This window comes from Pseudarthrobacter sp. PS3-L1, assembly GCF_030063285.1.
Lineage (GTDB): Bacteria > Actinomycetota > Actinomycetes > Actinomycetales > Micrococcaceae > Arthrobacter.
Genome location: NZ_JASISU010000002.1, coordinates 52,296 through 74,832, shown reverse-complemented (window position 1 = coordinate 74,832; position 22,537 = coordinate 52,296). Strand labels below are relative to the sequence as shown.

18 protein-coding genes and 2 tRNA genes are annotated in these 22,537 nt (G+C 61.1%); 5 read left to right on the top strand and 15 right to left on the bottom strand.

What is annotated here, in order from left to right; all coding sequences use genetic code 11:
• Positions 1 to 214: 214 nt before the first annotated feature.
• The gene (locus tag QMG79_RS04750) at positions 215 to 880 is read left to right on the top strand and encodes a vitamin K epoxide reductase family protein (RefSeq protein ID WP_283537449.1); all 666 of its coding nucleotides are present in this window, start codon (positions 215 to 217) and stop codon (positions 878 to 880) included.
• Between the two features lie 76 nt (positions 881 to 956).
• Here QMG79_RS04750 and ndk read toward each other — a convergent pair whose 3' ends face one another.
• The 4 genes from ndk to ileS are packed head-to-tail and all read right to left on the bottom strand — an operon-like array spanning position 957 to position 6,550.
• The gene (gene ndk / locus QMG79_RS04745; RefSeq protein WP_283537448.1) at positions 957 to 1,370 is read right to left on the bottom strand and encodes a nucleoside-diphosphate kinase; all 414 of its coding nucleotides are present in this window, start codon (positions 1,368 to 1,370) and stop codon (positions 957 to 959) included.
• Between the two features lie 39 nt (positions 1,371 to 1,409).
• The gene (locus QMG79_RS04740; protein ID WP_283537447.1) at positions 1,410 to 1,862 is read right to left on the bottom strand and encodes a DUF4233 domain-containing protein; all 453 of its coding nucleotides are present in this window, start codon (positions 1,860 to 1,862) and stop codon (positions 1,410 to 1,412) included.
• Positions 1,863 to 1,864: 2 nt separating this feature from the next.
• Positions 1,865 to 3,223 (bottom strand): bifunctional folylpolyglutamate synthase/dihydrofolate synthase, encoded by a 1,359-nt coding sequence (locus tag QMG79_RS04735; protein WP_283537446.1) that lies wholly within the window; start codon positions 3,221 to 3,223, stop codon positions 1,865 to 1,867.
• 6 nt (positions 3,224 to 3,229) lie between these two features.
• On the bottom strand, positions 3,230 to 6,550 hold the full coding sequence (gene ileS / locus QMG79_RS04730) for an isoleucine--tRNA ligase (RefSeq protein ID WP_283537445.1): 3,321 nt from the start codon (positions 6,548 to 6,550) through the stop codon (positions 3,230 to 3,232).
• 447 nt (positions 6,551 to 6,997) lie between these two features.
• Here ileS and QMG79_RS04725 point away from each other — a divergent pair, with 447 nt between their 5' ends.
• Both QMG79_RS04725 and QMG79_RS04720 read left to right on the top strand, forming a co-directional pair.
• Positions 6,998 to 8,089, top strand: a complete 1,092-nt coding sequence (locus QMG79_RS04725) for an endonuclease/exonuclease/phosphatase family protein (RefSeq protein ID WP_283537444.1) — start codon at positions 6,998 to 7,000, stop codon at positions 8,087 to 8,089.
• A gap of 115 nt (positions 8,090 to 8,204) precedes the next feature.
• A complete protein-coding gene (locus tag QMG79_RS04720; protein ID WP_283537443.1) occupies positions 8,205 to 8,819 on the top strand; it encodes a 2'-5' RNA ligase family protein in 615 nt (204 codons plus the stop codon).
• Here the strand turns inward: QMG79_RS04720 and QMG79_RS04715 are convergent, their stop codons facing one another.
• Entirely contained in the window at positions 8,820 to 9,581 is a 762-nt protein-coding gene (locus QMG79_RS04715) for an SDR family oxidoreductase (protein WP_283537442.1), read from the bottom strand. It lies immediately after the preceding gene.
• Positions 9,582 to 9,598: 17 nt separating this feature from the next.
• Positions 9,599 to 11,170: an alanine/glycine:cation symporter family protein gene (locus tag QMG79_RS04710; RefSeq protein WP_283537441.1), complete on the bottom strand. Its 1,572-nt coding sequence runs from the start codon at positions 11,168 to 11,170 to the stop codon at positions 9,599 to 9,601.
• A 246-nt stretch (positions 11,171 to 11,416) separates the two neighbouring features.
• On the opposite strand from QMG79_RS04710, the gene valS reads away from it, so the two are divergent.
• A complete protein-coding gene (gene valS / locus QMG79_RS04705; RefSeq protein ID WP_283537440.1) occupies positions 11,417 to 14,053 on the top strand; it encodes a valine--tRNA ligase in 2,637 nt (878 codons plus the stop codon).
• Positions 14,054 to 14,134: 81 nt separating this feature from the next.
• Here valS and QMG79_RS04700 read toward each other — a convergent pair whose 3' ends face one another.
• From QMG79_RS04700 to QMG79_RS04675, 6 genes are all read right to left on the bottom strand, one after another.
• A complete protein-coding gene (locus tag QMG79_RS04700) occupies positions 14,135 to 14,749 on the bottom strand; it encodes a mycothiol-dependent nitroreductase Rv2466c family protein (protein ID WP_283537439.1) in 615 nt (204 codons plus the stop codon).
• A gap of 74 nt (positions 14,750 to 14,823) precedes the next feature.
• Positions 14,824 to 16,110, bottom strand: a complete 1,287-nt coding sequence (gene clpX, locus QMG79_RS04695) for an ATP-dependent Clp protease ATP-binding subunit ClpX (protein ID WP_283537438.1) — start codon at positions 16,108 to 16,110, stop codon at positions 14,824 to 14,826.
• 195 nt (positions 16,111 to 16,305) lie between these two features.
• Entirely contained in the window at positions 16,306 to 16,965 is a 660-nt protein-coding gene (locus QMG79_RS04690; RefSeq protein WP_283537437.1) for an ATP-dependent Clp protease proteolytic subunit, read from the bottom strand.
• 50 nt (positions 16,966 to 17,015) lie between these two features.
• Positions 17,016 to 17,633: an ATP-dependent Clp protease proteolytic subunit gene (locus tag QMG79_RS04685; protein ID WP_283537999.1), complete on the bottom strand. Its 618-nt coding sequence runs from the start codon at positions 17,631 to 17,633 to the stop codon at positions 17,016 to 17,018.
• A gap of 271 nt (positions 17,634 to 17,904) precedes the next feature.
• Entirely contained in the window at positions 17,905 to 19,284 is a 1,380-nt protein-coding gene (gene tig, locus QMG79_RS04680) for a trigger factor (protein ID WP_283537436.1), read from the bottom strand.
• A 76-nt stretch (positions 19,285 to 19,360) separates the two neighbouring features.
• Positions 19,361 to 19,435: transfer RNA gene (locus QMG79_RS04675), tRNA-Pro, on the bottom strand.
• A gap of 154 nt (positions 19,436 to 19,589) precedes the next feature.
• Between QMG79_RS04675 and QMG79_RS04670 the strand changes: the two genes are divergently transcribed.
• Positions 19,590 to 19,663, top strand: a tRNA-Gly gene (locus QMG79_RS04670).
• Positions 19,664 to 19,770: 107 nt separating this feature from the next.
• Here the strand turns inward: QMG79_RS04670 and QMG79_RS04665 are convergent.
• From QMG79_RS04665 to QMG79_RS04655, 3 genes are all read right to left on the bottom strand, one after another.
• Entirely contained in the window at positions 19,771 to 20,796 is a 1,026-nt protein-coding gene (locus QMG79_RS04665) for an Fpg/Nei family DNA glycosylase (RefSeq protein ID WP_283537435.1), read from the bottom strand.
• The gene (locus tag QMG79_RS04660) at positions 20,796 to 21,290 is read right to left on the bottom strand and encodes a ribose-5-phosphate isomerase (protein WP_283537434.1); all 495 of its coding nucleotides are present in this window, start codon (positions 21,288 to 21,290) and stop codon (positions 20,796 to 20,798) included. Before QMG79_RS04660 ends, QMG79_RS04665 begins: the two co-directional genes overlap by 1 nt.
• A gap of 117 nt (positions 21,291 to 21,407) precedes the next feature.
• Complete coding sequence (locus QMG79_RS04655) at positions 21,408 to 22,430, bottom strand: hypothetical protein (protein ID WP_283537433.1); 1,023 nt, start codon at positions 22,428 to 22,430, stop codon at positions 21,408 to 21,410.
• Between the last annotated feature and the right edge of the window lie 107 nt (positions 22,431 to 22,537).

Genomic DNA, 22,537 nt, shown 5'->3' with positions numbered 1-22,537 from the left:
GCTGCCGATTTTTCACCGTTGACGCTGCAATCACGGCGCCCCTCCCCCGTGATTGCCTGGATACCTGAACCCCTGCGGCACACTGCGAGAGCCGGACAGGCGTTGCTGGCAGTAGTGTCTGGGCGATATACCCAGTCAGCAGAGTTAGAATCAGGCCAGGACAAGCTTTGCCGCCACAGACACCTGGCCACCGACTACGAAGGACGCCATTTCCATGAGCAAGACGTTCCCCGACGAGCGGACAGACAACGCCTCCGCCGTCGAACACCACAAGGACCGGCCCGAAGGCGCACCCGCAATCACCGGGCAGCGCGGCATGGGATGGCTGATGGTCATTACCGGCGCCGTGGGGTGGCTGGCCGCGTGGACCCTCGTCATTGAGAAGCTTGCAGTCCTTGAAGACCCCAACCACACCACCATCTGCGACGTGAACCCCTGGATCTCCTGCGGTGAGGTCATGAAGACCCCGCAGAGCTCGCTGTTTGGGTTCCCCAACATGTTCATCGGAATTGTGGCCTTTGCCATCATCATCACAGCCGGCATGGCCCTGCTGTCCGGTGCAAAGTTTGCCCGCTGGTACTGGGTAGGGCTGCAGGCCGGCGTCACGCTTGGTTTTGCCTTCGCCGTCTGGCTGTGGTCACAGGCGCTGTACAGCATCAACATCCTGTGCCCCCTCTGCATGGTGGTCTGGGCTGCAATGATTCCCCTGTTTGTGTGGCTGACCCTACGCAACGTGGTCCACGGCGTCATTCCTACACCACCCACGCTCCGCCGGATCCTTGGTGATTCAGGCTGGATTATCACGGCACTGCTCTACGTGGCTGTCGCCGTCACCATCTTCTTTGCCTTCCTGCATGTGTTTGTCGGCTCCACCTACTGAGCCCACCAGCGGTCGGGCACTACCAAAAAAAGCAGCCCCCGTTCCGGTGGAACGGGGGCTGCTTTTTGGTGTGGTATCAGAACCAGATGTTGATCTCACGCTCGGCGGACTCGACTGAGTCCGAACCGTGGACCAGGTTCTGCTGGACTGCCAGGCCCCAGTCGCGGCCAAAGTCACCACGGATGGTGCCGGGTGCCGCCGTGGTGGGATCAGTGGTTCCGGCCAGGGAGCGGAAGCCTTCAATGACGCGGTGGCCTTCAAAGATGGCTGCGACGACTGGGCCACTGAGCATGAACTCAACAAGTGGTTCGTAGAAGGGTTTGCCTACGTGTTCCTCGTAGTGCTGCTCCAGCAGTTCGCGGGAGGCCTCAACCTTCTTCAGCTCGACCAGGGTGTATCCCTTGGCTTCGATACGGGCCACGATCGCGCCGGTGAGGTGACGGGCAACGCCGTCGGGCTTGATCAAGACAAGAGTGCGCTCAGTGCTCACGGTTGCTCCAATACATAGGGTGCGGGTTCGGATAAAAGTCTACGGTGATTCAGCGGCCGGGCCATCCGGGTGGGCCGCTTCCCACTGGGCCTGCTCGCGTTCACGTTCCCTGCTTTCACGGTCAATGCGGATACCTGTCCGCAAGCCGTACCACCAGGAGAGGGCAAATAGGATGCCGACGCCGAACATTGTTGGTTCCAGGATCCCGGTCAGGATCAGGAGGACCTGCATGATCCAGCCCATGGCGATGCCCCACGGTTTCGTCAGAACCGCGCAGTTGAAAACCAGGGCTGCCGCGAGCAGCAGGCCGATCCCAAAGATCAGGACCGGCGGAAAGTCGTTCCTGCGCAACCCAAACACGGCTAGTGTCGCGAAGATTGCCACGAACGCTTCCAGCAGCAGCACGGTGGAGGCGAACATGACTTTGGTGGAACGGCGCTTCTTCGGCATTCCTGGACGCCATTCCCGCTGCGCCTTGGTCAAACGAGCCATGTCTACTCCTCCGTCTTACCCAGCAGGATACGGGCTTCGGCCACCAGGGTGATGGAACCCGTCACCAAGACACCGCCGGCAAGGTCATTATTCGCCTCGGCCCGTTCCACGGCCCATTCCAGGGCGTCGTCAAGTTTGTCCGTGCTGTGGATACTGTCCTCCGCAAAACCGAGCTCCAGTGCCAGTTCGGCAAGCTCTGCAGCCGGAATGGCCCGGGGGGACGTGGACTGGGTGAAGCAGAATTCGCTGGCCAGCTTACCCAATGAGTCCCGGAGCTGGACCAGGATTTCCGCGGCATCCTTCTCCCGCAGGATTCCCACCACGGGAACCAGGGTGCTGAAACTGAAGGCTTCATCAATGGCTTCGGCGGACACCCGGATTCCCTCCGGATTGTGTGCAGCGTCTACCAGCACTGTGGGTGCTGTCCGGAGAACCTCAAGGCGTCCCGGAGACGTCACTGCTGCAAAAGCTTCCTGCAGGAGGTCGAAGTCAAGTTCCTTCTCTCCCCCGAAAAACGCTTCAAGTGCAGCGATTGCCACGGCGGCGTTCTGCGCCTGGTGGGCTCCATGCAGGGGAACCATCAGGTCCTGGTACCGGCCAGCCAGGCCCTGGATGCTGATGACTTGGCCGCCCACGGCAACCGTCCGGGACTCGACGCCAAACTCGACCCCTTCAAAACGGAAAGGAACGTCAACGTCGCGGGCCTTCTCAAGGAGCACCTGCGCCGCATCGGTGGGTTGTGCTGCGCTAACCAGGAATCCGCCCGGCTTGATGATGCCAGCCTTTTCGTAGGCGATCTCCTCCGTGGTCTCGCCCAGGAGGTCCGTGTGGTCAAGGGAGATTGGCGTAATGACAGAGACCAGGCCATCACCGACGTTTGTCGCATCGGTGATCCCGCCCAGGCCCACTTCGATGACTGCAACGTTGACCGGCTGGTCGGCAAAAACGGCGAACGCAAGGATGGTCAGGCATTCAAAGTACGTCAGGCGCGGTTCGCCATCGGCTTCCAGTTCACCATCCACAATGGCCAGATACGGCCGGATCTCATCCCAAATCCGGACAAACGTCTCATCCGGGACCGGCGCGCCATCGATGCTGATGCGCTCCGTCACCTTGGACAGGTGTGGGCTCGTGTACCTGCCCGTACTGAGGCCATGGGCACGCAGCCCGGCTTCAATCATGCGGGCCGTCGACGTTTTTCCATTGGTCCCTGTGACGTGGATGATCGGGAACGCCCTGTTGGGTTCACCCAAGACATCCATGGCACGGAACAGGGGCGCAAGCCGCGGTTCCATCTTGTTTTCTGGAGCCCGTCCCAGCAGTTCGGCGTAGACGCTCTCGACAGAGAATTCATCACTCATGGCGTTTCAGGACTCCAATTTTTCGACAACGACAACAGGTTCCGGGACGTCTCCGAGGACCGCTGACAGGTCAGCGGTTAATGTCTCGGTCTTGACCAGCTGGGCGTTTTCGGCCAGGGCATCCACCACGTTCTGGGCTGCTGTGACCGAGGTGCGGATCCGGTCACTGACGTTCAGTCCGGCATCTTTGCGCGCCTGCTGGATGGTACGGACCATGTCCCGGGCCAATCCTTCGGCTTCCAGTTCGGGAGTGACTTCCGTGTTCAGCACCACAAAACCACCACCTGGAAGGACCGCCACGGCAGACCGTGCAGCGGCCTCGCCGTCGGCCTCTGCCACCACTGTCTCAAGGGTGTATTCAGCAGGTTCCAATGCCAGGGACCCTGCTGTGACCACCCCGGCATCGTCCACTGACCAGTCACCGGACTTGGCGCCCCTGATGGCCTGCTGGACATTCTTGCCCAGCCGCGGACCAGCGGCACGGGCGTTGACCACGAGCTTTTGGGTGATGCCAAATTCTTCTGGAGAGGCGGTGGCAGCGTCGAGCAGGCGCACTGAACGCAGGTTCAGTTCATCAGCGACGACACCAGCAAAACCGGACAGCGAATCAGCACCGGGTGCCACAACAGTGAGCTCCTTCAACGGCAGGCGCACCCGAAGGTTGGCGGCCTTCCGCAGTGAGGACCCGGTGGAACAGATCTGCTGGACTTTGTCCATGGCCTCCACAAGTGCTGGGTTGGCGGGGAACAGCGACGCTTCGGGCCAGTCAGCCAGGTGTACCGAGCGGCCACCGGTGAGTCCACGCCAGATTTCCTCGGAGATTAGCGGCAGCAGGGATGCAGAAACCCTGCAGACGGTTTCAAGCGCCGTATGAAGGGCGTCGAAGGCGTCGGTGCTTTCGTCGAAGAAGCGCTGGCGGCTGCGCCTGACGTACCAGTTGGTAAGCATGTCCAGGTAGCTGCGCAGGTCATCGCATGCGCCCGAGATGTCGTACTCGTCAAGGTGGGTGGTCATGGCCCGGACCAGGTCACCCGTATTGGCCAGGAGGTACTGGTCCATGGTGTCGGTGTAGCCGTCGTAGCGGAGCTTGGCGTCGTACCCTGCACCGCCGTTGGCAGCGTTGGTGTAGAGGGTAAAGAAACTGTAGACGTTCCACAGCGGCAGGATGACCTGGCGGACGCCGTCGCGGATCCCCTGTTCGGTGACCACCAGGTTGCCGCCACGAAGGATGGGGCTGGACATCAGGAACCAGCGCATGGCGTCGGACCCATCACGGTCCAGGACCTCGGACACATCCGGATAGTTGCGCAGGGACTTGGACATCTTCTGTCCGTCGGAGCCGAGCACAATACCGTGGCTGATGACATTACGGAAGGCTGGCCGGTCAAAGAGGGCCGTCGAGAGGATGTGCAGCATGTAGAACCAGCCCCGGGTCTGGCCGATGTACTCCACGATGAAATCCGCTGGGTTGTGCGAATCGAACCAGGCTTCATTCTCGAATGGGTAGTGCACCTGGCCGTAGGGCATGGAACCAGAGTCGAACCAGACATCAAGGACGTCCTCCACGCGGCGCATGAGGGACTGGCCTTCCTCAGGGCTGCGCGGATCGTCCGGGTTGGGCCGTGTCAGCTCATCAATAAAGGGCCGGTGCAGGTCAACCTGGCCTTCCTTGTTCAGTGGCAGGCGGCCAAAATCCGCCTCAATCTCGGCCAGGGAGCCGTAGACATCTGTCCGGGGATACTCGGGGTCTGTGGACTGCCACACGGGAATCGGGCTGCCCCAGTAGCGGTTCCGGCTGATGGACCAGTCACGGGCATTGGCCAACCACTTGCCAAACTGACCGTCCTTGACGTTGCCGGGGATCCAGTTGATGTCCTGGTTCAGCTCCAGCATCCGGTCCTTGAAGGCTGTCACCTGGACATACCAGGATGAGACGGCCCGGTAGATCAGCGGGTTACGGCAGCGCCAGCAGTGCGGGTAGCTGTGCACATAGCTAGCCTGGCGAACCAGACGACCCTGGGCCCGCAACACCTGGGTGATGGGCTTGTTGGCTTCGAAAACCTGCAGGCCCACAATGTCATTGAGGTCTCCCCCGGCAAAGAGCGGCAGGAACTTTGCGCCCTCATCCACGGAGAGGACCACGGGGATCCCGGCTTCTTCACAGACTTTCTGGTCATCCTCACCGTAGGCGGGCGCCTGGTGGACAATGCCTGTTCCGTCGGTGGTGGTGACGTAGTCGGCCACCAGGAAACGCCAGGCGTTCTCCATGCCGTATTTTTCATTATCGGCAAAATCGTGCCAGAGCGGCTGGTACGCGAGTCCGGCCAGGTCGGCACCCACGTGTGTGGCGGTGATCGCGGCCTGCGCGGCAGCGGCGTCGTCGTACCCCAGGTCCTTGGCGTAGTTGCCCAGCAGGTCAGCAGCCAGCAGGAAACTGCCCGCCACAGGCGCCGTCGGCGCACCGGCCTTGATGCCGTGCGGCCCGGCAGGTACCACCACGTAGGTGATCGAGGGCCCGACGGCGAGCGCTGCGTTGGTAGGCAGCGTCCAGGGCGTGGTGGTCCAGGCGAGGGCTTGGACTCCGGCGAGCTCCCTGGAGAGTGCTGACTCCCCTGCCGTGATGGGGAACGTGACGGTGACAGTCTGGTCCTGACGGTCCTTGTAGACGTCGTCATCCATGCGGAGTTCGTGGTTGGAGAGCGGGGTCTCGTCTTTCCAGCAATACGGCAGGACACGGTAGCCGTTGTAGGTGAGGCCCTTGGTGTGGAGCTGCTTGAACGCCCACAGCACTGATTCCATGTACTCGACGTTCAGGGTCTTGTAGTCATTCTCGAAGTCCACCCAGCGCGCCTGGCGGGTGACGTAGCTCTGCCACTCGTCGGCGTACTTCATCACGGAGGCACGGCAGGCGTCGTTGAACTTGTCGATCCCCATCGCCTCGATCTGGGTCTTGTCCGTCATGCCCAGCTGCTTCATGGCTTCGAGTTCAGCGGGCAGTCCGTGGGTGTCCCAACCGAAGCGGCGCTCCACGCGTTTGCCCCGCTGTGTCTGGTAGCGGCCCACCAGGTCCTTGGCGTAGCCGGTCAGGAGGTGGCCGTAGTGTGGCAGCCCATTGGCGAATGGCGGGCCGTCGTAAAAGACGAATTCGTTGCTACCGGGGGTTCCGCCGGGCAGATCGGCATCGCGCTGGTCGATGCTGGCCTGGAACGTGCCATCCTGGTCCCAGTATTTGAGGATCCGCTCTTCGATCTCCGGGAACTTCACGGAGGCGGACACGCCGGCGGGTGCGCCGGACGGAGCGGTGGAGGCCTTGGGGTAAGAGGTCATCTCATCATCCTGGGTTGAGCTGGTGAACGGGACAGCTGGTGCTGCCGCGCGTTCCGATCAGGATGTAAGGACGGCGTGCCCCGTAAAAATCAACGGGCCGGCACCGCGGTACCACCTCACTTGCCACCTTGCCCGCGTATTCCGCCGGAACGAAAACGTGAACCAGGAAGGCCACTCATTGCTGCTGTGACGGGCTTACCCGTCCGGTTCTAGTGACATGACCGGCCGCTGTGGCTGGTTACGCGTTCTTCCGGAAGCTCGCCGGTGATAGCCGGGTCAACGCCTTGACCATCCTACGCCTGGGCAGCTGCGCTCCGCCATTCGGGAGCGTCGGCGAGCCGCTGTCCAGCGCGTAGGTCTGCGCTGGACAGCGGACCGCGGGCGGCACCCCTGCATCCGGTGACGTGCCGTGAGCTGCAGAAGGCCACCCTGGCCCGATAATGGACCATGTCTTCGCCCCAGGCCAGTAAGCCGACGTCCGCCTCCCACGGTGACCCGCGGGACGGTGCCCATGGTGTCCACCAGAAGCAGAACCGGCGGCTACAGATCAGCTGGTGGGCAGTAGCCGCCGTCGTCCTTATCCTGCCTTCCGCCGGACTGACAGCCCTCAGTAGCCGTCCGTGGAACATCGGAACGCCCTGGGTGCAGCTACTCTCGGGCTACCCCCTCACGTTCCCCCTGACCGTCTTGGCCCTGGTTGCCGCAGTGCTGGCTTTCAGGAAAGTGCGACGCCGGGCCGGCAGCACGGTTGCCAGCACAGTCATCCTGGGGGTCACCATCGCGGTCCTGGCGGCACAGTCGCTGTTGCTTGCGCCCAGAATTATTGCCGACCCGCGCAAAAATGATGGGGCCACTGAGCCGCCCACTCCGCGTTCGCTGAGCGTCATGGCACTCAACGTGGGCAGTGGTGGCTGGGATGTTCCGGCCATCACGGCCGCCGTTACGGACAACAACGTGGACCTTCTTGCCCTTCCGGAACTAGGGCCGCTCAGCCTCGAAGCCCTTGAAGCAGGAGGACTCAGCGATCTTCTTCCCTATAGCGTCACCGACGTGGACTGGGCAGATACGGGCAGTGGAGTATTCTCGCGGTTTCCGCTGGAAGCACAGGGCAAGGTCCCGGGGAGTGTCTTCAACCAGAGCCGGGCACTGCTCTCCGTAGACCAAGGCCCGACGCTGGCCGTCACTGCGGTCCACGTCGATTCTCCCCGTCCCGGACATACACCTTTCTGGCGCACCGAATTGGCCCAGCTTGCCGACCAAACAGGCAGTGCTGCCGCCACGATCCTGCTCGGTGACTTCAACGCCACCCTTGACCACCCAGAGTTCCGCGCGCTGGTGGCCGCCGGGTTCACGGATGCCGCCGCCGCTACCGGGCAAGGGCTGTCTCCCACCTGGCCACACAACAGCGCCCTTCCTGCCTTCGCGGCATTGGATCACATCCTGGTCAGTCCAACCATCGGCATTTCGGCATTCCGCACCGTGGTCATCCCTGGCACTGACCACGCGGGCGTTGTGGCCGAACTGACACTTCCCGGGTAACTCCGCGGACGTGCAGGCAGCAGTTTCAGGGAGCGTTCCCCGACCTGGCACAAGCCACCACTGCCGGTCAAGAGCGATTCATCCGGTGTTTACCGCGTGCGCCTAGCCTAGGCGCATGAAAAGGTTTTTTGGCGAAACGAACACTCTCTGGCCCTCCCTCCGCAACAGGCTCCACATTTACGTGTTGCCCGAACCGGCCCTGGTCTCCGCGCTCATGGAACGGCAGGTTGCCCTACATGGCGTTGGCTACTGTTCAACCCAGCCACCGGAGTTTTTGCACGCCACGGTCCAGCAGTTTGGCCTGTCCCGGGATGAGGTCGCGTCCGAACAGCTCGACAGGTTCGTCGCCAAGCTTCAGGATCTCGCGGCACGGACAGCGCCGTTCGCGGTCCAGCTAGGCGAACCGGTAGCAGAGGACTTCGCGTTGGGATCCAGCTGTGCCGGCACTGCTGGGTGGACCCGCATGCTTGAGGGTGTGAGGACAGCTGCTAAGGAAAGCCTTTCAGCAGGGGTCCCCCTGCCGGACGCTCCAGCACGACCGCATATCAGCCTGGGATACGGCCTGGCGGATGGCAGTACAGAAGCAGTGCAACAGGCGGTCGATGCTGTGGCGGGAGAACCGTTGCCAGCCCTTGCCATCAGCGAACTTGTGCTTCTGGCAGTCCACCAGGATCCGGAGCAAGGCCACTTCACCTGGGATGAACTAACCCGGGTCCCCCTCGCTGGGTGATCAGGCCTTGCGGATCAGCTTGTGGTTGGCAGCCTGCGCAACGGGGCGGACCACAATCTGGTCCAGGTTCACATGGTGCGGGACGCTGACGGCATATCGGACAACATCCGCAACGTCAGCGGCAGTAAGGGGGTTCTCGACTCCCTGGTAGACCTTTGCCGCAGCACCGGCATCCCCACCAAGCCGGTTGAGGGCAAATTCCTCTGTCTGCACCAGCCCTGGTGCCACCTCGATCACGCGTACGTTATGTTCGGCTTCCTCGAGGCGGAGGGCACCTGTCATGGCGTGCTGGGCAAATTTTGCCGCGTTATAACCGCCCCCACCTTCATAGGCAGTGATCCCTGCTGTGGAGGTCAGATTCAGGACGGTGCCCGTTCCGCTGGCACGCAGCATGGGCAGGAACGCCCGGGTCAGTTTCAGGGTGCCCATGACATTTGCCTGGAACATCCACTCCCAGTCATCGGTGTCTGCCTCGCCAATCCGGTCAGCCCCGCGGGCACCGCCAGCAATATTGACCAGCGTGGTGATGCCGCCACCGGAGGTGACAGTGGCCAGAACCCGGGCAACGTCGTCGTCAGCTGTGATATCCGCAGGAAGCGCCACGGCACCTGTCGCCTCCGCCAACGCTTTCAGCCGGTCAGCGCGGCGAGCCACCGCGTACACCTGCCACCCTTCGGTGCGCAAGGCGTGCACGGTGGCCTCGCCAATACCGGTACTGGCACCGGTAACCAGTGCTGTATTCGTGTGGTGATCCGCAGTCATGGGACCACACTAGTGGATCAGGAGCGGGTGCTGGATTCCATTTCTTCGTCTTCGAGACCGAGAATTTCCAGCTGGCCGCTCTTCCTGTCCGCCAGGTACTTCTTCATTTCCTTCTTGATCACCGGCAACAGCAGATAGACGCCCAACAGGTTCACGAAGGCGCAGACAAACAGTGCAGCGTCGGCAAAGTTCAGGACCTGCGTGAAGGTCAGGACGGTACCCACAACCGTGAAGAAGAGGAACACGCACTTGTAGGAAATCTCGGAGGCCTTGCTCCGGCCAAAGAGATACTCCCAGGCCTTGAGTCCGTAATAGGACCAGGTGATCAAGGTGGAGAAGGCAAAGAGCGATACTGCCACGGCAAGGACCACGGGGAACCATGGCAGGACAGTAGCGAAAGCATCAGAGGTCAGGATGACACCGTCGGGTGCACCGTCCCCCGCCTGGACCTGGTCCATGCCGGCCTGGAAGCTGGGTGCGCCAGCAATGATGATAGCCAGCGCAGTCATGGTGCAGATCAGGACCGTATCAACGAGGGGCTCGAACATTGCCACAAAGCCCTCGCTGACGGGGCGCCTGGTCTTCACGGCAGAGTGCGCAATCGACGACGAGCCAAGACCGGCCTCGTTGGAGAATGCTGCACGTTGGAAACCAACGATCATGACGCCCACAAAGCCGCCCGCCATGCCCTGGGGGTTGAAGGCGCCGGTGAAGATGGACCCGAAGGCTGCGGGGACGTGATCAAGGTTGGCGAAAATCACAAACAGGCAGGCCAGGACGTAGACGAGGCCCATGGAAGGAACGAGCTTGCTGGTGGTGGCGCCGATGGACTTGATACCACCGAGGATCACTGCCGCAACCAGGGCAGCAAGGACAATTCCGAAGATCAGTGCTGCGCCTGCGCTGCCCAGGAAGCCGTCGTCTCCGCCGGTCACGTTCTGGATCTGCGCGAAGGTCTGGTTTGCCTGGAACATGTTGCCTCCGGCGATACCGAAGAACAGGATGGCGACAGCAAAAATCCCGGTCAATGTCTTGGCCGGGATCTTGCCGAACTTGCGGAAGGCGATCGGCAGGTACTTGAAGGGTCCGCCGGTGACCGAACCATCCGGGTGCACCTCGCGGTACTTGACCCCAAGGGTACATTCGGCAAACTTGGTGGCCATGCCCAGCAGTCCAGCCAGCACCATCCAGAACGTCGCGCCAGGACCACCCAGTGCCATGGCAGCACCAACACCGGCAATGTTACCGAGGCCAACTGTGCCTGAGAGTGCGGAGGTGAGGGCCTGGAAGTGCGTCACTTCGCCCGGATCAGATTTAGCGGAATAGCGTCCGCGGATCACGTCAAGCCCGGTTTTGAAGCCGCGGACCTGGATGAAGCCAAAGTAGAAGGTGAAGATGACGCCCGCTGCGATGAGCCACAGCACCACCGCCGGGAAGCTGATGTCCCCAATGGTGATGGGAACAAAAACGATATTGGAGAAAACCTCCGTGACGGGCTGGAAAACCGAATCGATTGACTTCTCGATAGCGGCCAACCAGCCCACTTTCTCGGCTGCGCCTTCGGCTGGCAATGCTAGGTAAGTACTCATGATGGGGTGTGGCTCCGATCAAAGGTGATGGTAGTCACAGGTAAGGTTACCCGCATCAGAGCGTGCCTTCGAGCCACGGAACCCAAAAAATGGCGAGCGTTACCCGATAGAAACCTCATTCTCAGGCCGCTCTCATGGAGCTGTGTGCTGTCTCGGGACTTCTCGATGCCGTGCAGTGAGTGCCTGGAACTCCCCGGTAATTCCGCGGAAAAACCGCACTTCGGCCCAGCATGGAAGAATTGCTCTATGGCTGAAACACATCAGGGTACAGACACGCCCTCCACCGCCCCTATCAACCCCGCTCCGATCAACGTTCCGGACAAGCCGGCCCTTGAAGGGCTGGAGGCAAAACTCACCGAGCGTTGGAGCTCCGAAGGAACCTACGCCTTCAACCCGGACACCACCCGGGAGCAGGTCTACTCGATCGATACCCCGCCGCCCACCGCATCCGGTTCCCTGCACGTAGGACACATGTTCTCCTACACTCAGACGGACGTCCTCGCACGTCACCAGCGCATGAGCGGCAAGAACGTCTTCTACCCCATGGGCTGGGACGACAACGGGTTGCCCACCGAGCGCAGGGTCCAGAACTACTACGGCGTCCGCTGCGACCCCACCGTTCGGTATAACGCCGATTACCGCCCGCCGGCCTCCCCCGCCAAGAACCAGCGCGACTTCGATGTCGTGTCACGGCGGAATTTCATTGAACTCTGCGAGGAACTTGCCGTCGAGGACGAAAAGGTTTTTGAGAACCTTTTCCAGACCCTCGGCCTCTCCGTTGACTGGAGCCTGACGTACCGCACCATCGACGACACCTCCCGCGCCGTGTCACAGCGTGCCTTCCTCGCCAACCTCACCGCCGGGGACGCCTATATGGCAGAAGCACCCACGCTCTGGGACGTAACGTTCCGTACCGCAGTTGCCCAGGCGGAACTCGAAGATCGCGAAGTGGCTGGCGCCTATTATCGTTACCCGTTCTTTACCGAAGACGGCGAGAAAATCTACATCGAGACCACCCGCCCCGAACTTCTCGCTGCCTGCGCAGCCGTGGTGGCAAACCCTGACGACGAACGCTACAAGCCGCTGTTCGGAAAAACCGTCACGTCCCCCGTGTTCGGTGTGCAGGTCACGGTCTACGCACATCCACTGGCCAAGCCGGACAAGGGTTCGGGTGCCGCCATGGTCTGTACCTTCGGCGACCTCACCGACGTAACGTGGTGGCGGGAACTGCAGCTACCCACCCGCGCCATTGTGGGCCGGGATGGCCGCATCATCGGGGAAACCCCTGACTGGATCACCAGCGACGAGGGCCGCGCAGCGTTTGCGACCCTGTCCGGCAAAACTGTCTTCAGCGCCAAGGAAGCCGTGGTCGAGCTGCTGGCGGCACAGGACCTCCTCGACGGGGAACCAAAGAAGATCATGCACCCCGTGAACTTCTTCGAAAAGGGCGACAAGCCACTTGAAGTGGTCACCAGCCGGCAGTGGTACATCCGCAACGGTGGGCGCGATGAAGAACGCCGCGAACGCCTGATCGGCCGGGGCAAGGACATCGAGTTCCACCCCGCCTTCATGCGCTCACGGTACGAAAACTGGATCGCGGGACTCAACGGAGACTGGCTGGTATCCCGCCAGCGCTTCTTTGGCGTGCCCATCCCCGTCTGGTACCCCCTCGATACCGATGGTAACCCTGACTACGACGCACCCGTACTGCCCGCCGATGAGCAGCTGCCTGTGGATCCCGCAGCCGACGCCGCCCCGGGATACTCAGAGTCACAGCGTGATGTACCTGGTGGCTTTACCGGCGATCCCGATGTCCTGGACACCTGGGCGACATCGTCCCTCACGCCACAGATTGTAGGCGGCTGGAGCCGTAAACCCGAGCTGTTCGCGAAGGTCTTTCCCTTTGACCTGCGTCCCCAGGGCCACGACATCATCCGCACCTGGCTCTTCTCCTCCGCAGTGCGGGCCGATGCCCTTCAGGACGTGGCACCGTGGAAGCACGCAGCCCTCTCCGGCTGGATCCTGGATCCTGACCGCAAGAAGATGTCCAAGTCGAAGGGCAACGTGGTGGTTCCCACCGATGTCCTTAACGAATACGGCTCGGATGCCGTCCGCTACTGGGCAGCCTCTGCCAAGCTCGGAGCAGACACCGCCTACGAGATAGCCCAGATGAAGATTGGCCGCCGCTTGGCCATCAAGCTTCTGAATGCCTCCAAGTTTGTCCTCAACCTTGGTGCCACGGAGGACAACGTGGTCGGTAGCGACAGGTCGGTACTGACCAACGCTCTGGACCGCGCCGTCCTTGCCCAGCTGTCCGAGGTGGTGGACCAGTCCACCACGGCCTTTGCGGCCTACGATTATGCTAAGGCGCTGCAGATTACGGAGTCCTTCTTCTGGGAATTCACCGATGATTACGTCGAGCTGATCAAGGATCGTGCCTACGGAGCTGCTGGGGACACGGAACAGGCATCTGTCCTTGCAGCCCTGGCCACAAGCCTCGACACGCTGTTGCGCCTCTTTGCCCCGTTCCTGCCCTTTGCCACCGAAGAGGTCTGGGGATGGTGGCGCCATGGCTCGGTGCACCAGGTGGAATGGCCCACGGCGGTAGACATCGCAGACGGCGACACCACCATGTTGGCAACAGTGGGACAAGCGCTCAGCGGCGTCCGCAAAGCCAAGTCTGAGGCGAAGGTAAAACAGCGCACTGAAGTGCTCTCGGCGACAATCACTGCGTCAGAGTTCCTCACGGCTCAGCTCAACGCAGGCATCGTCGATCTCAAGGCTGCATCGAATGCCCGGGAAATTACCCTGGTGGTTGGTGAGGGCGATCTCGTGGTCAGTGCCGTATCGCTTGCTGCCGCTGACCAGGTTCCTGCCAGCTAGCCACACACCCCCACCGGACGCAAAAGGACCCCGGTGCGCTGCCTAGGCAGCGCACCGGGGTCCTTTTGTCCCAGCGCCGGATTAGCTGAATTCGGGGCTTTCGGTCCGGCTGCGCTTGAGCTCGAAGAAGTGCGGGTAGGACGCCAAGGCCACCGACCCGTCCCAGATCTTGCCAGCATCCTCACCGCGGGGAATGCGGGTCAGGACAGGACCAAAAAATGCCGTGCCATTGATGGCCACGACAGGCGTTCCAACGTCCTCGCCCACCAGGGAGATTCCTTCTTCGTGGCTGGCACGCAGTGCAGTGTCGTACTTGTCAGTGGAAGCAGCCTCAGCAAGCTCGGCGGGAAGGCCTGCCTCCTCAAGCGCCTTGGCGATGACAACACCAAAATCCTTCTCGCCGCCGTCGTGAATCTGGGTCCCCATGGAATCGTAGAGGGGCTTGATGACATCGTTGCCGTGGGCCTGGCTTGCGGCAATAACCACCCGCACGGGGCCCCAGGCTTTCTGCATCATCTCCTGGTAGGCGGGATCAAGGTCGCGACCCTCGTTGAGGACTGCCAGGCTCATCACGTGCCAGTCAACGGTAATGTCGCGGACCTTCTCCACCTCACCGATCCAGCGGGAAGTGATCCAGGCGAAGGGGCAGAGGGGGTCAAACCAGAAGTCGGCGCGGTTGGCTGCTGTTTCAGTCATGGCAAAGTCCTTTTCGCTTATGTTGGTTTCGTCAGAAAAGTAATAGGGTCCAACCGACTACAGCGGCTGACCGGTCAGGCTGATTTGCGGCGCTTGGCAGGAGATTCGTGCGCAACGAGTGTCGGTTCCGCTTTGTTGAGGACAACATCAGCTGTGATAACAACTGATGCAATGTCCTCCCGGCTGGGCAGATCAAACATGACGGGCAGCAGAACCTCCTCGAGGATTGCTCGCAGGCCACGGGCTCCTGTTCCTCGTTCCAGCGCCTGGTCTGCGATGGCTTCAAGAGCGCCCTTCTCAAACTCAAGGTCGACTCCATCAATGGAGAACATCTTCTGATACTGCTTGACCAGGGCGTTACGCGGCTTGGACAATATCTGCATCAACGCATCCTGGTCCAGGTTGGAGACAGTGGTGATGACGGGTAGCCGGCCAATAAATTCGGGGATCAGGCCGAACTTCAACAGGTCTTCAGGCATGACCTCGCCGTAGGTATCTGTGCTGTTGCTGGCTTCATTCAGCGGAGCACCGAAGCCAATTCCCTTCCGGCCAGAACGGGATCCGATGATCTCCTCAAGACCAGCGAAGGCGCCAGCAACGATGAACAGGACGTTGGTGGTGTCGATCTGGATGAACTCCTGATGGGGGTGCTTCCTGCCGCCCTGCGGGGGTACTGAAGCAACTGTCCCTTCGAGAATCTTCAGGAGGGCCTGTTGTACACCTTCACCAGAAACGTCCCGCGTAATTGACGGGTTCTCACTCTTGCGGGAGATCTTGTCGATCTCATCAATGTAGATGATGCCCTGTTCCGCCTTCTTGACGTCGTAGTCAGCGGCCTGGATCAGCTTGAGCAGGATGTTTTCGACATCCTCGCCCACATACCCTGCCTCCGTCAGTGCCGTAGCGTCGGCAACTGCGAAAGGCACATTCAACCGACGGGCCAGTGTCTGTGCCAGATAGGTCTTGCCACATCCAGTGGGACCGATCAGGAGGATGTTGGACTTCGCGATTTCGACGTCGTCATGATGGCCCCCGTCAGCCAGTGTGCTGGTCTTGGGTGACTGCCCTGCCTGAATCCGTTTGTAATGGTTATATACGGCAACAGCAAGTGACCTTTTCGCAGGTTCCTGACCGATGACATATTCCTGGAGGAAGTCGAAAATCTCGCGGGGTTTCGGGAGTTCAAAGCTGCCGAGGTCCGCTACCTCCGCCAACTCTTCCTCGATGATCTCGTTGCAGAGTTCAATGCACTCGTCACAGATGTAGACGCCAGGACCGGCTATGAGCTTGCGGACCTGCTTCTGGCTCTTTCCGCAGAAAGAGCACTTCAGCAGATCAGTGCTCTCGCCTATCCGAGCCATGTGCAAACCCCTTAGTTATGTTCTGCGGAGAGTGAGCCGCATCCTCATTTACTTGCCAGTCCGGTGTACCAGGCCAACAGGGCCTACTCCAGTACCTCCACTCTAGGTCACACTGTGGCCATTGCGTGGAAGCCAAACGCCGGTACGGTCCAAGAGAAACGGACCATACCGGCGTTCGTTACGCTACCGAGATCATCAGCGAGTAATTGCCTGCGGCTTGATTTTGCGGGTTTCCAGGACCTGGTCGATCAGGCCATATTCGTGCGCCTCTGCAGCGGTCAGGATCTTGTCGCGTTCAATGTCATTGTTGACCTGCTCAGAGGTGCGGCCGGAGTGGAATGCCAGCGTGTTCTCAAGCCATTCACGCATGCGCATGACCTCTGCTGCCTGGATCTCCAGATCAGAGGCCTGTCCGCCCTGTCCGCCTGAGAGGGCGGGCTGGTGGATCAACACACGGGCATTCGGCAGGGCTAGGCGCTTGCCCGGCGTACCGGCGGCCAGGAGGACCGCAGCAGCGGACGCGGCCTGGCCCAAGCAGACAGTCTGGATTTCCGGACGGATGTACTGCATGGTGTCGTAAATCGCCGTCATGGCGGTGAACGAACCACCCGGAGAGTTGATGTACAGCGTGATGTCTCGGTCCGGGTCGCTGGACTCGAGCACGAGCAGCTGGGCCATAACGTCATCTGCAGAGGCATCGTCCACCTGAACGCCGAGGAAGATGATCCGGTCCTCGAAGAGCTTGGTGTACGGATCCTGGCGTTTGAAGCCGTAGGGAGTACGCTCCTCGAACTGGGGCAGGACGTAGCGGCTGGTAGGCAGGTTGCCAGCTGACCATCCGAAGTTGTAAGTCATGTTATTGCTCCTGATCTAAGTGTGGAGGGGACTGAAACCTGCGCCGCGCGCTAGGAGTCGTCCTGGTCCGAGGTGCTGTTGGACGTTCCGCCGCCACCGGCAACGGCATTGGCCTGTGCGGCGATCTTGTCAAAGAACCCATATTCCAGGGCCTCCGTGGCCGTGAACCACTTGTCACGGTCGTTATCCCGAAGGATTGTCTCGACGGTCTGGCCCGTCTGTTCCGCCGTCAGCTCAGCCATGACTTTTTTCATGTGCAGGATCAGTTCGGCCTGGATCTTGATGTCCGAGGCGGTTCCGCCGATTCCGCCGGAAGGCTGGTGCATCAGGACACGCGCATTGGGGGTTGCATAACGCTTGCCCTTGGCCCCGGAGGAGAGAAGGAACTGGCCCATGGATGCTGCCAGTCCGGTTGCGACGGTGACAACATCGTTCGGGATGAACTGCATGGTGTCGTAGATTGCCATGCCAGCCGTGACTGACCCGCCAGGTGAGTTGATGTACAGGAAGATGTCCTTCTCCGGGTTCTCAGCGGAGAGCAGGAGCAGCTGTGAGCAAATGGCGTTGGCGTTGTCATCGCGGACCTCGGAGCCGAGCCAGATGATGCGCTCTTTCAGGAGCCGGTTGTAGATGTAGCTGTCCTGGGCGGCCGGATCTACTGTGGCCATCCGTGGTGTCTCTGCGTGCTGTGACATGTGTACTAACCTCTCGCTGGTGACGGTGTCATCACTGAACTTCACTACTTGGACACTAACCGTTTAACGGTGGGTTTTGTTCGCACATCTTGGGCTGTTCGCTGACGGCGCACGATGCACGCCGCGCAGCAGTGGCGTGCATTACTTGGCCGGCCTTGCGGTTAACGCCAACAGCCCCCCGATCCGATGATCAGGGGGCTGCTGTTGCATCACTCAGTGATGCGGAGCGAGCGAACTATTGGCCTCAGGCCTTGTCTTTGACGACTGTGCCTTCGACAACCTCGTCCTCAGCTGAATCCGCATCTGCGGCTTCGGGGGCAGTTGCCTCTTCGTCTCCGGGGCGTACAAAGTCGCTGAGGTCAACGGCCTTGCCTTCGGAGTCGGTGACCTCTGCCTGGCCCAGGACGACTGCCAGGGCCTTACGACGACGAACCTCGGAGACCATCATGGGAACCTGGCCGCTCTGATCGATGATCTGGGCGAACTGGTTCGGGTCCATACCGTACTGGCTGGCAGTGGTGACGATGTAGTCAATCAGCTCGTTCTGGCTGACGTTGACTTCTTCCTTTTCGGCAATTGCATCGAGGATGACTTCGTTCTGGAAAGCCCGCGCCGTATTGGTGCGCACTTCCTCACGGTGCTCCTCGGTATCGTGTTCGCCGTCGCCGTGTCCGTTGCCTTCTTTGAAGTGAGCCTCAAGCTGCTCTTCGACAACGGAATCGGGGACGGGAACGGGAATCATCTCAACAAGCTTGTCAAGGACCTTGTCCCGGGCGTCGACGCCCTGCTCGACAACCTTGGAATCCGATGCCTGCTTGGCGAGGTCGGCACGAAGTTCTTCCATCGTGTCGAACTCGGAGGCGAGCTGGGCAAAGTCGTCGTTGGCTTCGGGGAGTTCCCGGACCTTCACGGACTTGACGGTGACCTTGACCTGGGCGGCCTCGCCAGCGTGGTCGCCGCCAACCAGGGTTGTGTCGAAGATTGCTTCTTCGTCGGCAGAGAGGCCCGTGACGGCCTCGTCGAGGCCTTCGAGCATGGTGCCCGTGCCAACCTGATAAGACAGGCCAGCTGCGGAGTCAACCTCGGCACCGTCAATGGTGGCGGTGATGTCGATGGTCAGGAAGTCGTCGTTTGCCGCGGGGCGGTCTTCGGACTTCAGCGTGCCGAAGCGGCCGCGGAGTTCGTCGAGTGACTTCTCGATGTCGGCGTCGTCTGCCTCGACAGCAGCAACCTCAACCTTGATACCAGCGTAATCCGGCAGTTCAACCTCGGGACGGATGTCAACCTCGGCATGGAACTTCAGTTCGCCGTCGTTGGTCTTGGCGTCCGGAACTTCGGTGATCTCGACCTCGGGACGGCTCAGGGGACGGATTCCAGTTTCCTGGACTGCCGACTGGTACCAGCCATTGAGGCCTTCGTTGATTGCAGTCTCAAGGACGTAGCCACGACCTACGCGCTGATCGATCAGCTGGGAGGGGACTTTACCCTTGCGGAAGCCCGGGACCTGGATCTGCGAAGCAACAGTCTTGTATGCCTCATCGATGCTGGGCTTCAATTCCTCAAAGGGGACCTCAACATTGAGCTTGACCCGTGTGGGGGTGAGGTTCTCGACAGCGCTCTTCACAGTCTAAGTACTCCTGAACTTGGTGTTGGTTGATACAAACATTTCTGCCCGGCCCCGAAGGACCGGGCAGAGAGGGTCGGGGTGACAGGATTTGAACCTGCGACTTCCTGCTCCCAAAGCAGGTGCTCTAGCCAAGCTGAGCTACACCCCGTTAGTGCACAGACGAGTCTACGGGTTTTTTGCTCCACTTTGCACATTTGACATGCAGGGCATTCATTAGGTTTAGTTATACCCGGCTTGAACAGCCAGACCGGAAAGAATCCACCGTGCGGTGCAGCTATGAGTGCAGCGATTGTGGAGATCCCGGGGACGTAGCTTAATGGTAAAGCCTCAGTCTTCCAAACTGATTACGCGGGTTCGATTCCCGTCGTCCCCTCCATAACACCGAAGGGCCCCTCACCAGAGGGGCCTTTCGTGCGTCTGCGAGTTCATGGACCCCACCGCGGAGGGCAGTGCTTCCGGTGCAGGTATCAGGGGATCGAGCGACTAAGCCTGTTGGCAGGATGGGCACCAGTAGAGTTTCCGCCCCACCAGATCCGCCATCAGGATGACTGTGCCACAGACCCGGCAAGGTAGTCCTTCCCGCTTGTACACGTAGTGGGCGTCTGCCCGAACGGGGATCGTCGATGTCTTTTTGGGCAGCGACACTGTCCCGTCCGCGGCGCGAAGGCGTCCTGTTTTCCCGTTGCGTCGCGTCCAGTATTTCGCCGGAGTGGTGATGATTTTGCCGTCCACCACGCCGTCGTTCATGACGCGCACGACGTCGCGCCACACCTTGCGGGCGTCGCGATCACTCAGCGATCCGCCCGGGAGGTAGGGGTTGAGCCGTTCCCTGAAAAGGACTTCTGCCCGGTAGACGTTCCCCACACCGGCAATGATTTTCTGGTCCATCAGAAGGGCTGCTATGGACGGCTTACGCTTCTGCAGGTTGGCGGCAAATTGCCCCGCATCACCCCGTGAGTTACGCAGCGGGTCAGGGCCCAGGCGTGCGTGGATACGTGCCGCCTCTTCTTCCGTCAGCGCCTCGCAGGCCGTAGCGCCGCGAAGGTCTGCCCAGCCATGGCGCGACTCCAGGCGGACCCGGACTGCGCCCACAGGTGGCGGCGGGCCCGCGTAATCCCCGTCGACCGCCTTGGCCGAGGCACCCGCGGCGGTGTGTTCGCCGTCCGTGCCGGCAGCAGTTCCCATCCCAGCAGCGGCAGCTCCGGCGTCGAACGTCTCCCGCTCCCCCACCCGGCGTGGAGCACCAATACTTGAAGCACCCCTGAACGTGGCGTCACCACCAAAGCTCCAGGCACCGTAGAGGCCCAGGTGGACATGGAGTTGCAGGCCGTTGTCAAAGTGCAGAAACATATGTTTTCCGTGTGCTTCAGTGGACTCCATGACATGGCCATCCAACACGGCAGCGCCTGCCACAAAGCGGCCCTGCGGACTCGTCACAGTGAGCTTTTCGTCCGTAAAGATGTCTCTGAACTGCTGTGCAAGGCGGTGGACGGAATGACCCTCAGGCACTAGTTGGCGACCTCGCCGGTCTCCTCATACGTTGAAATTTTCCCGATCCGGCGAAGATGGCGTTCGTCATTGCTGAAGGGTTCGCTCAGAAAGGCCTCAATCAGTGCCGTTGCCTCCTCAACTGAGTGCTGGCGCCCACCCACCGCCACAACATTGGCGTCATTGTGTTCACGGGCCAGTACCGCTGTCGAGTGGTTCCACGCCAACGCCGCCCGGACACCCCTGACTTTGTTGGCGGCAATCTGCTCACCGTTTCCAGAACCACCAAGGACGATTCCTAGCGCATGGATGCCGGCCGCCTGGTCAGCCACAACGGCCGCGGCAGCGTTGATGCAGAATGACGGGTAATCGTCCAGCGCGTCATACTCCCGGGGGCCGTGATCAACAACGTCGTATCCTTTGGCACCGAGATGGCTCACTAGGTGCGCGCTCAACTCCATGCCTGCATGGTCGGTGGCGATGTGGACGCGGGGAAGTCCGGAAGCTGAGGTCACGGTGAAATCCGTTCGGTGCTGGGGCGCCGGTGTACGGCCGGGCCAGGCGGGTACGTGGGATACAGGGCTCTGGCGACCTTCGGGATTGATGTCCCAAGGCCACAGGAGTCCAGACTACTAGGTGGGCTGGACAGGTCCTGGTTCCCCGCCTGTCGAGGGAGGACGGCGTGCGCGGGTGGAAACCCGGACCAGCAGTTCTGCCAAATGGTGGGCAGAATCTGCAGTGGGACTCGAAAGAACATATTTCCTGCCGTCAGCTGTGCGTACCACCACCGCGGCCCCGCTTCGCACCAGGACAGCGGTCGTGGCGCCCTCACGCCGGAATCCCCAGCCACCGTAGTCCGAGGCCTGGACATCAGCGGCCTGGGCCGAATCAATCTCCGCAGCGCGAAGACGCACCACTGGAATGAGTCCCGCGAGGTAGATCCGCAGTCCGAGCCGGTCGGCACTGATCCGAGTGACTAGAAACGCGGCAGCTACCACCGCAAGGGCCAGCAGCGTGAGGCCCAGCCAGGGAACGGCCAGGAAGAGCAGGGCAGCTGGGGACGTACCCGCCAGCGTTATCATGACAAATATGGAGCTCCGCGCATGCGCCCAGCCGTAGAACGAATCACGTGCCAGGTCCGGGTCCAGCAGATGCGCAAGCTCACGCTTGAAGGCAGAATCGTCCTCGGCAGACCATTGCTGGTCGGCCTTGAAGACAAAACCCATCACCACACCGAGCCCGACTGCAGCGCCGCTGCCGAGGGCGAGCACTGTGGCATCGACCCGGGAGTCTCGCGCATCGGCAATTCCGGCCTGGCCAATCAGCCCGGCGGCAAGGACGCTGGTGATAAAGAGGACACTGAACAGGCCCACCCCCATCATGATCCGTCGCATCACAGTGGGGCGCGAGACTGGGACAGCCTGCAGGAAGATCATCCACCCCAGCACCACAATCAGCGCACTTCCCAGGCCAACATAGGCTTCGAAAGGCGCAAAGGCCGCCCCACCCTCGGCGTTCCATGCGACGGCCAGCGGCGTGGGAAGGTCGGGGCGGATAAGGACTGCGGAGACGGCAAAAGCTCCAGCGAGAACCACCGGAAACCCGAGGGCAAAGCGGAGTGCCTTTCGGTCAACGGTGTCATGAAGCGTACCCATGGCCTCCACGCTACTCCCGCACGGAACGCCTGCGGGACAGCTGCCCCAAAGGGGCACTTGCCAACGGACAAAGAAGTGAAACAATGATTTCACAGTGAGATGTCCAC